The organism is Actinomycetospora rhizophila (assembly GCF_042657905.1).
Lineage (GTDB): Bacteria > Actinomycetota > Actinomycetes > Mycobacteriales > Pseudonocardiaceae > Actinomycetospora > Actinomycetospora rhizophila.
Genome location: NZ_JBHSKG010000001.1, coordinates 567605 through 581354 on the forward strand (window position 1 = coordinate 567605; position 13750 = coordinate 581354).

At 75.4% G+C, this 13750-nt stretch carries 9 protein-coding genes; 6 read left to right on the forward strand and 3 right to left on the reverse strand.

The genetic code is table 11. From position 1 onward, the window contains the following. Positions 1–63 precede the first annotated feature (63 nt). The 4 genes from dnaK to ACFPK1_RS02745 all read left to right on the forward strand — a co-directional run bounded on the left by dnaK (position 64) and on the right by ACFPK1_RS02745 (position 4577). The gene (gene dnaK, locus ACFPK1_RS02730; protein ID WP_378019343.1) at positions 64–1917 is read left to right on the forward strand and encodes a molecular chaperone DnaK; all 1854 of its coding nucleotides are present in this window, start codon (positions 64–66) and stop codon (positions 1915–1917) included. 123 nt (positions 1918–2040) lie between these two features. After that, complete coding sequence (gene grpE, locus ACFPK1_RS02735) at positions 2041–2787, forward strand: nucleotide exchange factor GrpE (RefSeq protein ID WP_378019344.1); 747 nt, start codon at positions 2041–2043, stop codon at positions 2785–2787. A 51-nt stretch (positions 2788–2838) separates the two neighbouring features. Then, positions 2839–4095 (forward strand): DnaJ C-terminal domain-containing protein, encoded by a 1257-nt coding sequence (locus tag ACFPK1_RS02740; protein WP_378019345.1) that lies wholly within the window; start codon positions 2839–2841, stop codon positions 4093–4095. Positions 4096–4145: 50 nt separating this feature from the next. Further along, the gene (locus ACFPK1_RS02745) at positions 4146–4577 is read left to right on the forward strand and encodes a heat shock protein transcriptional repressor HspR (protein WP_378019554.1); all 432 of its coding nucleotides are present in this window, start codon (positions 4146–4148) and stop codon (positions 4575–4577) included. 10 nt (positions 4578–4587) lie between these two features. Here ACFPK1_RS02745 and ACFPK1_RS02750 read toward each other — a convergent pair whose 3' ends face one another. Continuing rightward, the gene (locus ACFPK1_RS02750) at positions 4588–5955 is read right to left on the reverse strand and encodes an FAD-binding oxidoreductase (protein WP_378019346.1); all 1368 of its coding nucleotides are present in this window, start codon (positions 5953–5955) and stop codon (positions 4588–4590) included. A 337-nt stretch (positions 5956–6292) separates the two neighbouring features. Between ACFPK1_RS02750 and clpB the strand changes: the two genes are divergently transcribed. After that, complete coding sequence (gene clpB / locus ACFPK1_RS02755; RefSeq protein WP_378019347.1) at positions 6293–8884, forward strand: ATP-dependent chaperone ClpB; 2592 nt, start codon at positions 6293–6295, stop codon at positions 8882–8884. A 177-nt stretch (positions 8885–9061) separates the two neighbouring features. Here clpB and ACFPK1_RS02760 read toward each other — a convergent pair whose 3' ends face one another. Both ACFPK1_RS02760 and ACFPK1_RS02765 read right to left on the reverse strand, forming a co-directional pair. Next, positions 9062–10453, reverse strand: coding sequence for an FAD-binding oxidoreductase (locus ACFPK1_RS02760; protein WP_378019348.1), 1392 nt, complete (start codon positions 10451–10453; stop codon positions 9062–9064). 27 nt (positions 10454–10480) lie between these two features. Then, positions 10481–10771: a YdhR family protein gene (locus ACFPK1_RS02765; protein ID WP_378019349.1), complete on the reverse strand. Its 291-nt coding sequence runs from the start codon at positions 10769–10771 to the stop codon at positions 10481–10483. 113 nt (positions 10772–10884) lie between these two features. Here ACFPK1_RS02765 and ACFPK1_RS02770 point away from each other — a divergent pair, with 113 nt between their 5' ends. Continuing rightward, positions 10885–13731: an AfsR/SARP family transcriptional regulator gene (locus ACFPK1_RS02770; protein ID WP_378019350.1), complete on the forward strand. Its 2847-nt coding sequence runs from the start codon at positions 10885–10887 to the stop codon at positions 13729–13731. Positions 13732–13750: the final 19 nt, after the last annotated feature.

Consider the following 13750-nt stretch of genomic DNA (forward strand, 5'->3'; position numbering starts at 1 on the left):
CGCAGGGCAAATACTTGAGCGCAGAGCACTCAACGACACACGGTCTCGAGAGGAGACACGAGCATGGCGCGAGCGGTCGGCATCGACCTCGGCACGACCAACTCCGTGGTCGCCGTCCTGGAGGGCGGCGAGCCGACGGTCATCGCGAACTCGGAGGGCAGCCGCACCACGCCGTCGGTGGTCGCGTTCGCCCGCAACGGCGACGTCCTGGTCGGCCAGTCGGCCAAGAACCAGGCGGTGACCAACGTCGACCGCACCATCCGGTCGGTCAAGCGGCACATGGGCACCGACTGGTCGGTCGAGATCGACGACAAGAAGTACACCGCGCAGGAGATCAGCGCCCGCACGCTGCAGAAGCTCAAGCGCGACGCCGAGGCCTACCTGGGCGAGGAGGTCACCGACGCGGTGATCACCGTCCCGGCCTACTTCGAGGACGCGCAGCGGCAGGCCACCAAGGAGGCCGGCCAGATCGCGGGGCTCAACGTCCTGCGCATCGTCAACGAGCCCACGGCCGCGGCCCTCGCCTACGGCCTCGAGAAGGGCGACGACGACCAGACGATCCTCGTCTTCGACCTCGGTGGCGGCACGTTCGACGTGTCCCTGCTGGAGATCGGCGACGGCGTCGTCGAGGTGAAGGCCACCAACGGCGACAACAACCTCGGTGGCGACGACTGGGACGAGCGGATCATCAACTGGCTCGTCGAGAAGTTCAAGGGCTCGCAGGGCATCGACCTGTCCAAGGACAAGATGGCCATGCAGCGCCTGCGCGAGGCGGCGGAGAAGGCGAAGATCGAGCTGTCCAGCTCGTCCAGCGCCGGCATCAACCTGCCCTACATCACCGTCGACGCCGAGAAGAACCCGCTGTTCCTCGACGAGACGCTCTCGCGCGCCGAGTTCCAGCGCATCACCTCCGACCTGCTCGACCGGTGCCGCAAGCCGTTCAACCAGGTCATCAAGGACGCCGGCATCTCGGTCGGCCAGATCAACCACGTCGTGCTCGTCGGTGGTTCCACCCGCATGCCCGCCGTGCACGACCTGGTCAAGGAGCTGACCGGCGGCAAGGAGCCCAACAAGGGCGTCAACCCCGACGAGGTCGTCGCCGTCGGTGCCACGCTGCAGGCCGGCGTCCTGCGCGGTGACGTCAAGGACGTCCTGCTGCTCGACGTCACCCCGCTGTCGCTGGGCATCGAGACCAAGGGCGGCGTCATGACGCGGCTCATCGAGAAGAACACGACGATCCCGACCAAGAAGTCCGAGGTCTTCACGACGGCCGAGAACAACCAGCCGTCGGTGCAGATCCAGGTCTTCCAGGGTGAGCGCGAGATCGCGGCCTACAACAAGAAGCTCGGCATGTTCGAGCTCACCGACCTGCCGCCCGCCCCGCAGGGCGTGCCGCAGATCGAGGTCAGCTTCGACATCGACGCCAACGGGATCGTCAACGTCTCGGCGGTCGACAAGGGCACCGGCAAGTCCCAGCAGATGACCATCACCGGCGGCTCGGCCCTCTCGAAGGACGAGATCGACCGCATGGTCCAGGACGCCGAGGCCCACGCCGACGAGGACCGTCAGCGTCGCGAGGCGGCGGAGACCCGCAACCAGGCCGAGACGCTGGTCTTCCAGACCGAGAAGTTCATCTCCGACAACGACGAGAAGCTCCCGTCGGACGTCAAGGAGAAGGTCCAGTCGGCCATCGCCGAGCTGAAGACCGCGCTCGAGGGCGACGACACCGAGGCGATCAAGGCCGCCTCGGAGAAGGTCGCCACCGAGTCGCAGCAGCTCGGCCAGGCCCTCTACGCCCAGCAGCAGTCCGAGGGCGGCGCCGCCGCCGGTGCGGCCGGCGCGGACGAGGCGCCCGGGCAGGCCGACGACGTGGTCGACGCCGAGATCGTCGACGACGAGAAGGACAAGAAGGACTGACCCCGTCGGCGGGGCCGCGGCGACGCTGCGGCCCCGTCGGTGCGGGCTCGTCCGAGCCCCCGCTCCCGACCACACGTCCCCGGTCCCGGCAGCGCCGGACCGAAGCCTCTCGAGGAGGTCACAGTGCAGGATCCGGTCGTCGGCCACGAGGGCGACGCGACCGATGTCCCCGGGGCCACCGACTCCAGTGTCGGCGGCGTGCCCACCTCCGGCCAGGACGCCCCCCGCGGCACCGCGCAGCCGGACGGGGCCACCGACGGCGGCGACACCGCCGCGCCCGACGGTGCGCAGACCATCGCCGGCGAGGCCCGCGCGGCCGAGTCCGCGGCCGCGGCGTCCGCCGCGAACGGCGCCGCCACCGACGGTGCCGCCGAGGGTGGTGCCGACCCCGAGCTCGAGCGCGTCCGCGCCGAGCTCGCCGAGCGCACCGCCGACCTGCAGCGGGTGTCCGCCGAGTTCACCAACTACCGGCGCCGCACCGAGCGGGAGCGCGAGTCGACCGTCGCGGGCGCCAAGGCCGCCGTCGCCGGCGAGCTGCTCACCGTGCTCGACGACGTCGAGCGCGCCCAGAGCCACGGCGACCTCACCGGCCCGTTCAAGGTCGTCGCCGACCGGCTCAACGAGACGTTGCACCGCGCCGGGCTCGAGCCCTTCGGGGCGGAGGGCGACGCGTTCGACCCGTCCGTGCACGAGGCCGTCGCCCACGAGACGTCGTCCGAGGTCTCCGGCCCGACCGTCACCACGGTGATGCGTCGCGGCTACCGCTTCGGCGACCGCGTGCTGCGGGCGGCGATGGTCGGGGTCACCGACTCCGACGGGTCCGCCCCGGCGGCACCCTCCGAGCCGGCCGACGCCGGCTCCACGTCCTGAGAGCGATCCTGACCACCACACCCCCCACACCGCGGAAGGAGCAGTCCCGACATGAGCGCCCGTGACTGGGTCGAGAAGGACTACTACCGCGAGCTGGGCGTGGCCAAGGACGCCTCCGCGGACGACATCAAGAAGGCGTATCGCAAGATCGCCCGCGAGAACCACCCCGACGCCAAGCCCGGTGACGCCAAGGCCGAGGCCCGGTTCAAGGCCGCCGGTGAGGCGTACGGGGTGCTCTCCGACACCGAGAAGCGCCAACAGTACGACGAGGCCCGCACGCTGTTCTCCGGCGGCCGCTTCGGTGGCTTCGGCGGCGGCCGGGGGGCCGGCGCGGGCGCCGGGGCCGGCGGCACGGGCTTCTCCGGCGGCTTCGACGTCGGCGACCTGTTCGGCGGGCGCGGTGGCGCCCAGCCCGGGGCCGGGGGGCTCGGCGACCTGCTCGGCGGCCTGTTCGGCGGCGGGGCGGGCGCCCCGACCGGCGGCCCCACCCCGGGCATGGGCTCCACCCGCCCCCGGGAGCAGCGCGGCGCGGACGTCGAGACCGACGTGCGCATCGACTTCTCCGAGGCCGTCGGCGGCACGACCCTGCCGCTGCGCCTGGCGTCGCCGACGCGCTGCAACACCTGCGGCGGCAACGGCGCCAAGCCCGGCACCAGCCCCCGCACCTGTCTGACCTGCGGCGGTGCCGGTGTCGTCTCGCGCAGCCAGGGCGCGTTCGCGTTCAGCGAGCCGTGCCGCGACTGCTCGGGCACCGGCTCGATCGTCGACGACCCGTGCCCCGAGTGCGGCGGCGACGGCGTCAGCACCCGCTCGCGCACCCTCACGGTGCGCATCCCGGCGGGCGTCGACGACGGTCAGCGGATCCGCCTCGCCGGCCAGGGCCAGCCCGGCAGCCGCGGCGGGCCCGCGGGCGACCTGTTCGTCGTCGTGCACGTCAACGCCGACGACCTGTTCGGGCGCTCGGAGCGCAACGCCGACGACCTGACGCTCACCGTGCCGGTGACGTTCCCCGAGCTCGTCGACGGCACCACGATCACCGTGCCGACGATGGACGGGAAGGTCTCGCTCAAGGTGCCGGCGGGCAGCCAGAGCGGGCGCACGCTGCGCGTGCGCGGACGCGGCGTGCACCGCAAGGACGGGCGCACCGGCGACCTGCTCGTCACCGTCGAGCTCTCGGTCCCGCAGCGCCTGGGCGCCGAGGCCCGCGAGGCGCTCGACGCCTACGCCAGGGCCACCGCCGACCACGACCCCCGTGCCGAGCTCACCCGGCGCGCCGAGGCCGCCGCACGGAGGGAGACGGCGTCATGAGCGGGCGCGACGGGCGGGGACCCTGGCCGTCCCCGCTCGGCGCCTCCTCGATGCCGCCCCTGCCGGCCTGGGCCGACGAGGACACCCCGGTGTTCGTCATCTCGGTGGCCGCCCAGATCGCGGGCATGCACGCCCAGACCCTGCGGTCCTACGACCGCATCGGACTGGTCTCCCCGGGTCGCGCCAGCGGCGGCGGGCGGCGCTACTCGGTGCGCGACATCGCCGTGCTCCGCGAGGTCCAGCGGCTCTCGCAGGAGGACGGTGTCAACCTCGCCGGCATCAAGCGGATCATCGAGCTCGAGCGCGAGGTCGGCGCGCTGACCGACCGGCTCGCCGAGGTCACCGAGGAGCTCGCGGGCTGGCGCGCCGCCGCCGAGCAGGCCGCGCGCAACGCCTCCGACGGCGGCTCGTCCGACCGCCTGCCCGCCCGCCGGACCCAGTCGGTGGTCGTCTGGCAGCCCGGCCCGCGCCGGCGCGACTGACGGCGACCGGCTACTCCGTGAACGGGTCGTAGGTGATGCGGTCGAGCGCGACCCCGTCGACGAGCAGCGCCGACGCCGTCGCGCGGATCATGGCGGGCGAGCCCGAGAGCAGCACGTCGTGCCGCGACCAGTCGCCCCCGCGCACCACGGCGTCGGGCAGCGTCCCGGGCTGGGTGCGCTCGTCGAGCGGGTCGTCCTCGCACACGGCGGCGACGGCCAGCCAGGGGTGCGCCTCGGCGAGCTCGTGCAGGCGGTCGAGCACCGTGAGGTCCTCGGGCACGCGCCCGCCCACGAACACCGTGCACGGGCGCGGCCGGGCCCAGCGGGCCATGTCCTCGCAGAGCGCGAGCACGGGCGCGCCGCCGGTGCCGCCGGCGACCATCAGCACCTCGCGGGCGCTGCGCAGGTCGAGCCCGAGGCGCCCGGCCGGCGGGCCGAGCCGCCACCGGTCGCCCGGCGCCGCGTGCGCGACCATCGCGCGGCTCACCCAGCCGCCCTCGACCGCGCGGACGTGGAACTCTAGCAGCCCGTCGGGCCGCGGCGCCCGCGCGGGGCTCAGCGGGCGCCACATCCGGGGGCGCTGCGGGATCTCGACGGTGAGGTACTGCCCCGCGCGGTGCGGCACCGGCGCGTCGGGCGCGACGTGCAGGACGGCGAGGTCCCAGCTCAGGCGCCGGTGGCTCACCACCGTGCCCTCGGCGACCGCCGGCACGGCCGCGGCGCGGACCGCCTGCTCCATCGGGCCCGCGGCCAGCGAGAACGCGCGCACCCAGGCGTGCTCGGTCGGCTCGTCCCAGGAGCGCCCGAAGCGGCGCATCGCCCCGATGAGCGCGACGCCCAGCACCTCGTACTGCTCGGCCCGCAGGCCCAGCGCGCGGTGCTCGCGCACGAGCGGCTCGAGCATCGGGCGCAGCTCGCCGGGGCGGTCGACGGTGCTCATCGGCAGCACGAGCGAGCGCAGCAGCCGGCGCGCCGGCTCGGTGACGCGCGCGGGGAACAGCGCGCGCACGTCCGGGGCGAGGCTGAACAGCAGCGCCGCGAACCAGTCGGCGAGCTCGTCGGCGTGCGGCTCGACCTCGGTCCACGTCTGCCGGACCCGGCGGGCGGCGTGCTGCTCGGCGGTCTCGTCGGCGCGCGCGGGCTCGGGCCGGGGCTGGGGTGACGGGGGCTGGGGTGTGGGGACGCTCGGCGTCGGCCGGTCCGGAGTGTCGGCCGCGTCCTCCGGCGCCGCGTGGCGTCCGGGGCGCACGATCGGCGTCGTGGGCGGCGGGGGGACGGCGCGGACCGGGGCGAGGCGACGCGGGCGGGCGCCCGCCGGACCCGCCGAGGCCGGGCCCGGGGCGGCCAGACCGTCCTGCGACAGCGGCTCCGCGGACATGGACGACGTTCCTCCTCGGCCCCCCGGCGCGCGGACCCCGTACCCGCGCGACCGGACCACTATGACAGCACGTCATGGATCGTCACGCAGGGTCCCCATCCGGGGCTCGTCGTCCGGCTCGTCACGTGCGCCGGACGGTGGGTGTACGCACGCTGAGCAGCGACGACGGTCCGATTCGGCACGCTTCACCGTCGTTGCAGTGGGTGACCGGTCACCGTGACGAGGCAAAGGGAAGAAACCGTGTCCCCACAGAGTTGAGCCAGGTAGACTCAAGTCAGGACCGCGGCGGCTGGTGGGCCGCCGGTCCGATCCGTTGCCAGCGCAGGAGGAACACCCGATGGACTTCACCCCCACCACCCGCACCCAGCAGGCGGTGTCGAACGCCGTGCGTGCGGCCACCGTCGACGGTCACCCGCAGGTCTCGCCGGCCCATCTCGCGTCGGCGCTGCTGGACCAGACCGACGGGCTCACCGAGCCGCTGCTGCGCGCGGTCGGGGCGGACCCGTCGGCCGTGCGCTCCGACGTCGGCAAGGTCCTCGCGGGCCTGCCCAGCGCGAGCGGCTCCAGCGTCGCCGCGCCGCAGTTCGACCGCGAGATGGCCCGCGTGCTCCAGCACGCCCAGCAGCTCGCCGCGGACATGGGCGACGAGTACGTCTCCACCGAGCACCTGCTCGTCGGGCTCGCCGCGGCCGGTGGGCGCACCGGCGACGTGCTGACCCGCCACGGCGCGACGCCCGAGGCCCTCAAGGAGGCGTTCACCAAGGTGCGCGGCTCCGGGCGCGTCACCTCCGCCGACCCCGAGGGCACCTTCCAGGCCCTCGAGAAGTACGGCCAGGACCTCACCGAGCGCGCCCGCTCCGGCGCGCTGGACCCGGTGGTCGGGCGCGACGCCGAGATCCGTCGGGTCGTGCAGGTCCTGTCCCGGCGCACCAAGAACAACCCCGTGCTCATCGGCGAGCCCGGCGTCGGCAAGACCGCGATCGTCGAGGGCCTCGCGCAGCGCATCGTCGCCGGCGACGTCCCCGAGTCGCTGCGCAACAAGCGCGTCGTCGCGCTGGACCTCGGCTCGATGGTCGCGGGCGCCAAGTACCGCGGTGAGTTCGAGGAGCGGCTCAAGGCCGTCCTGCAGGAGATCACCGACTCCGCGGGCCAGGTCATCACGTTCATCGACGAGCTGCACACCATCGTCGGCGCCGGCGCGACCGGCGAGTCGGCGATGGACGCCGGCAACATGATCAAGCCGATGCTCGCCCGCGGCGAGCTGCGCATGGTCGGCGCGACCACGCTCGACGAGTACCGCCAGCACATCGAGCACGACCCCGCGCTCGAGCGCCGGTTCCAGCAGGTGCTGGTCGGCGAGCCGACGGTGGAGGACACCATCGGCATCCTGCGCGGGCTCAAGGAGCGCTACGAGGTGCACCACGGCGTGCGGATCACCGACGCCGCGCTCGTCGCCGCCGCCACGCTGTCGGACCGCTACATCACCGCGCGCTTCCTGCCCGACAAGGCCATCGACCTCGTCGACGAGGCCAGCTCGCGGCTGCGCATGGAGATCGACTCGCGGCCGGTGGAGATCGACGAGGTGGAGCGCATCGTGCGCCGCCTCGAGATCGAGGAGATGGCGCTGGACAAGGAGTCCGACGACGCCTCGCGCGAGCGCCTCACCGCCCTGCGCGCCGAGCTCGCCGAGCGCCGCGAGGAGCTCGACGCGCTGACCGCGCGCTGGCAGGCGGAGAAGGACGCCATCGACGGGTCCCGGGTGCTCAAGGAGCGGCTCGAGGGCCTGCGCGGCGAGTCCGAGCGCGCCGAGCGCGACGGCGACTACGAGCGCGTCGCCAAGCTGCGCTACGTCGAGATCCCGGCCCTGGAGAAGGAGCTGGAGGCCGCGGACGCCACGTCGGCGGCGCCGGTGATGCTCAAGGAGGAGGTCGGGCCCGACGACGTCGCCGACGTCGTGTCGGCGTGGACCGGCATCCCCGCCGGGCGCCTGCTCGAGGGCGAGACCGCGAAGCTGCTGCGCATGGAGGACGAGCTCGGCCGCCGTGTCGTCGGCCAGGCCGAGGCCGTGCGGGCGGTGTCGGACGCCGTCCGCCGCGCCCGCGCGGGCATCAGCGAGGAGGACCGGCCCACCGGGTCGTTCCTGTTCCTCGGCCCCACCGGCGTCGGCAAGACCGAGCTGGCCAAGGCGCTCGCCGCGTTCCTGTTCGACGACGAGCGGGCGATGATCCGCATCGACATGAGCGAGTACGGCGAGAAGCACTCCGTCGCCCGCCTCGTCGGCGCCCCGCCCGGGTACGTCGGCTACGACCAGGGCGGCCAGCTCACCGAGGCCGTCCGGCGCCGCCCCTACGCGGTGGTGCTGCTCGACGAGGTCGAGAAGGCGCACCCCGACGTGTTCGACGTGCTCCTGCAGGTCCTCGACGACGGGCGCCTCACCGACGGCCAGGGCCGCACGGTCGACTTCCGCAACACGATCCTCGTGCTGACCTCCAACCTCGGCTCCGCCGCGCTCACCGACACCTCGCTCGACGACGACGGCCGCCGGGAGAAGGTCATGGAGGTCGTGCGGCGCTCGTTCAAGCCGGAGTTCCTCAACCGGCTCGACGACGTCGTGGTCTTCCACGCCCTGTCGACCGAGGAGCTGACGTCGATCGTCGACATCCAGCTCGAGCGCCTCGGCGCCCGGCTGGCGGCGCGGCGCCTGACGCTCGCGGTCAGCGACGCCGCCCGCGAGTGGCTCGCGCTGCAGGGCTTCGACCCGGTGTTCGGGGCGCGCCCGCTGCGCCGGCTCGTGCAGTCGGCCATCGGCGACCAGCTCGCCCGGGCCCTGCTCGCCGGCGACGTGCGCGAGGGCGACACGGTGCAGGTCGACCTCGACGACACCGCCGACCACGGCGCCGGCGGGCTCGTGGTGTCGCGCGCGGCCTGAGGTCCCCGAGCCGTTCCGAGCGAAGGGCCCCTTCGATCGATCTAGGCGATCGACGGGGCCCTTCGCTCGTTCGCGGGACGGGTGCCGGTGGCCCGCGCGTTCCGGCGAAGGGCGCCCCTCGCCCGTCTGTGCGAGCGAAGGGGCCCTTCGCTCGGAAACAGGACGGCGCACCGGGGCTCAGGGCCGGGCCGTCGCCGCCGTGAGGATCCCGTCCGGGTCGTACGCGCGGGCGATCGCGTCGAGCCGGGCGGCGTGGGCGCCGAACGACGTCGACCGGTCGGCGTCCTCGTCGAGGCCGGCGAAGTTGACGTACACGCCGCCGGTCGCGAACGGGCGCAGCGCCTCCCAGCCCCGGCGCGACCAGGCGATCGCCTGCTCGTCCTGCGCCGGGTCGGTCCACCCCGCGTCGATGCTGACGTTGAACCGCGCGCGCCGGTGGACGAACGCGCTCTCGTCCTCGCCGACCCGGTCGATCGCGCCGCCCATCGTGCGCACGATGACCAGCGACTGCGGGGTCGGCCGGCCCGCGTCGGCGGCGAGCACGGCGGCGGCCGCGTCGTCGTCGAAGCGCTCCAGGAAGTGCGACTTGAAGAAGTACCGCGCGCCGTCCGGGAAGAGCGGGTCGGTGCCGGACTGGCTCGACGCGTAGTCGGTCACCGTGGTGGCGTCGACGAGCGGCGTGCCCAGCCGCGCCAGCGGGGCGAGGACCTCCAGGCCCTCGTCGGCGGGGCCCGCGTACAGCCCCGCGACGACCACCACGGGGGCGCCGTGCATCTCGGCGGGCAGGGCGGGGTCCGGCGGGACGCTCCACAGCGCGAACTCCGGGGACACGGTGTCGGGCATCCGCGGCACGAGGTCGCGCCAGGCGGCGAGCAAGGCGCCGGCCTGCTCGTACGGGTAGAGCACGAGCGCCTGGGCGACCTGCGGGCCCAGCGGGACCAGGTCGAACTCGAACGCCGTGACCACGCCGAGGCCCCGGCCGCCGCCGCGCAGCGCCCAGAACAGGTCGGGGTGCTCGTCGCGGCGCGCGGTGCGCACCACGCCGTCGGCGGTGACCACCTCCACCGCGCGCAGGGCGTCGCAGCTCAGCCCGTGCGCGCGCTGGAGCTGGCCCATCCCGCCGCCCAGGGTCAGGCCGGCGACGCCGGTCGCCGACACCTCGCCTCCCGGGGTGGCGAGCCCGTGCGGGGTGGTGGCGGCGTTGACGTCCGCCCAGCGGGCGCCGGCGCCGACCCGCGCGGTGCGGGCGACCGGGTCGACCGTCACCCCGTTCATCGCGGACACGTCGATGACGAGCCCGTCGTCGCAGATCGCGCTGCCCGCGACCTGGTGGCCGCCGCCGCGGATGCTCACCGGTGGGCGGTACCGCCGCGCCGCCGCGACCGCGGCGACGACGTCGTCCGTGCCGCGGCACCGGACGATCACGGCGGGACGGCGGTCGACGAGCCCGTTCCAGACCCGGCGGGCGTCGTCGTAGCGGGGGTCGTCGGGGTCGATGACGTCGGCGGTGGTCGTCGTGCGCAGGTCGGCCGCGAGCCGGCCGTCGGTGACGGTGCTGGTGGTCGTCATGGGGTGCTCCTCAGCAGAGATCGGGTGTCAGGCGTGGGTCAGGGCGCCGAGGGACTCGTTCACGTCCCAGCCGCGGACCTCGAAGTCGGCGAACGCCGGGTGCTCGCGCAGCCCGGCGACGAGGGGGCCGTCGCGGTAGGCCTCGGCGGCGGCGCGGTCGGTGAAGAGGTAGAAGCCGCCGTGGTGCGAGCCGTCGACCAGCCAGGTCTTGGCCACGAATCCCGGGACCGCGCGCAGCGCCTCGGCGAAGGCGACGCCGCCGTCGTGCATGGCCTCGGCCGGGACGCTGGACGTGAACGTGATGTGCAGGGCGTGCATGGGGTCCTCCCCGTCGCTGGTGGTGCCGGTGTGGCGACCACGCTGCGCCGACCGGCTGACAAGGGCCTGGCACGGCGCTGACAGCCCCGGCATGCTCGTCACGAGGAGTGGCGATGGGTGCTGGCGAGGAGGTCCGCGTCGACGTGCTCGGGCCGTTGCGCCTGAGCGTCGACGGGCGGCCGGTGGTGGTGCGCGGGCCGAAGCGGCGGGTGGCGCTCGCGCTGCTCGCCCTGGCCGGGGGCCGGACGGTGACCGTCGACCGGCTCGTCGACACCCTCTGGCCCGACGACCCGCCGGACACCGCGCGCGCCACGGTGCACAGCCACGTCTCGCGGCTGCGCGCCGACCTCGGGGCCGCCGCCGCGCGCCTGTGCACCGAGGAGGGCGGCTACCGGCTCGCCCTCGCCGACGACGAGCTCGACCTCGCCGCGGCGCGCGGCCTGCGCGACCGGGCCCGCCCGCAGGACCCCCACGCGGCAGCCGCGACCCTGCGCGCGGCCCGGGCGCTGTGGCGGGGACCCGCGCTCGCCGACCTCGCCGCCGTCCCCGGGCTGCGCGCCGACGCCGACGGGGCCCGCGCGCTGTGGCACGACGTCACCGACCGCCTCGTCGACGCCCTCCTGGCCGCCGGGGACGCGGACGAGGCGCTGGGTCCCGCGGCCGACGCGGTGGCCGAGGACCCCTGGCGCGAGCCGGCGGTGCTGCGGCTCGTCCGCGCGCAGGCCGCCACCGGGCAGGCGCCGCGGGCGCTGGCCACCGCGCGCGACTTCCGCCGCCGGCTCGCCGACGAGGCGGGCCTCGACCCGTCACCGGCGCTCGCCGAGCTGGAGCGCGCGGTGGCCGACGGGTCGGTGGGCCCGGTCCCTCCCCGCGCACCGGAGCCCGCACCGGAGCCCGCACCGGAGCCCGCACCGGAGCCCACACCGGACCCCGCACCGCCCCCGGAGCCCGGGCTGCACGGCCGTACCGAGGAGCTCGCCGCCACCGACCGGCTGCTGCGCGCCGGGCGCCTGGTCACCGTCGTCGGGCCCGGAGGGGTCGGCAAGACCCGCCTCGCCCGCGAGCTCGCGCGGCGCCACCAGCCGGCGACGACCGTGTTCCTCGCCCCGCTCACCGACGCGGGCGCCCTGCCGCACGCGCTCGCCGACGCCCTGGGCCTGCGCACGATCACCGGTGACGTGCTCGCCGCCTGCCTCGACGTGCTCGCGGGCGCGCCGGGCCTGCTGGTCCTCGACAACGGCGAGCACCTGCTCGACGCCGTCCGGGAGCTCGTCGCCGTCGTGCTGGCGCGGGCCCCGGAGGTCACGGTGCTGCTCACCAGCCGCGAGCCGCTGGGCCTGCCCGAGGAGTCGGTGGTGCGCCTGCCGCCGCTGCGCGTGCCCGCGCCGGGCGGGCCGGCGGGCGCCGACGTGCCCGCGGTCGCGGTGTTCGTCGACCGCGCGGCGCGCGTCTGCCCCGACCGCACCCTCGACGGTGACGACCTCGCGCACGTCGGCGACATCGTCCGGCGCCTCGACGGGCTGCCGCTGGCCATCGAGCTGGCCGCCGGGCGCCTGCCGACGTTCGCGCCCGCCGCGCTGGCGGCCCGCCTCGACCGCTCGCTGGACCTGCTCGGCAGCCGCGGGCTCCACGTCCGCCACCGCACGCTGCGCGCGACCGTCGCCTGGTCCTACGACCTGCTCACCGACGACGAGCAGCGCCTGTTCCGGCACCTCGCGGTGTTCGCCGACGGCGTCGACCTCACCGCGGTCGAGACGGTGGCCGACGACCTCGGGGTGGACGGCGACCCCGGCGACCTGCTCGCCCGCCTCGTCGACGCCTCGATGCTGTCGGCGGAGCCGCACGACGGCCGCACCCGCTACCGGATGCTCGAGACGCTGCGCGCGTTCGGCCACGACCGGCTGCTCGCCGCGCACGAGCGCGACGCCGCGGAGGCCCGGCTGGTCGCGTGGGCGGGCGGGCTCGCGGCGTGGGTCGCGCGCACCGCCTACAGCCCCGACGAGGCGACCGCCGACGCCGTGCTGCGCCGCGAGCAGGGCAACCTGCGCGCCGCGTGGCACCTGGCCCGCCGCCGCGGCGACCTCGACGCCGCCGTCACCGTGGCGACCACGCTCGCCGAGCACGCCTTCTGGCGCGACCTCGACGAGATCCGGGGCTGGGCCACCGAGCTGCTCGACGACCCGGCGCTCCTCGGCCACCCGGGGTGGGCGGCGGTGCACGGCGCCGCGTCGCTCGACGTCTACGTCCGCGGCGACGCGCCGCGCGCCGAGCGGCTGGCCCGCGCCGGGCTCGAGCACGCCCCGTCCGACGGCGTGCACCGCGGCCGGCAGCTCTGCCTGTCGGGGCTCGCGCAGGCCGAGCTCACCCGCGGCGCCTGGGCCGACGCCGCCGCCCACGACCGCGCCGCCCTCGACGCCGTCGACGGGCGAGCCTCCGAGCCCACGGTCGCCGCGCTCGCGACGCTCTACGGCGGCGATCCGGCGGGTGCCCGCGCGCTGGCCGCGCTCATCCCCGCCGACGGGGTGCCGACCCTGCGCGGGCTCGTCGCCTACGTGCACGGGGAGATCGAGAACGTCGCGGGCGACACCGACGTCGCCGAGGCCCACTACGCGGCCGCGATCGCCGACGCCCGCACCGTCGGGTCGAGCTTCCTCGAGGCCATCGCGGGCGTGGGGCTGGCCTCGCTGCTGTCGCGGGCCGGGCGCGGCGACGACGCGCTCGCGGTGTACCGCGACGTCATCGACCACTGGGCGGCGGGCGGCAACTGGGGGCACCTGTGGGTGACCCTGCAGAACCTCGCCGAGCTGCTGCGCGACCTCGGCGACACGGCGACCGCCGACCTCCTCGACGCGGCGCCCGACCGCCACCACGCGCTCGCGCTGGGTCGCGACGCCGTGGCGCGCCACCTCGCAGCAAGAGCGGCCGTGCGAGCGCCTGACAGCGGCGTGCCCGCGATCTGACAGGCGCGCGGTCGACCCT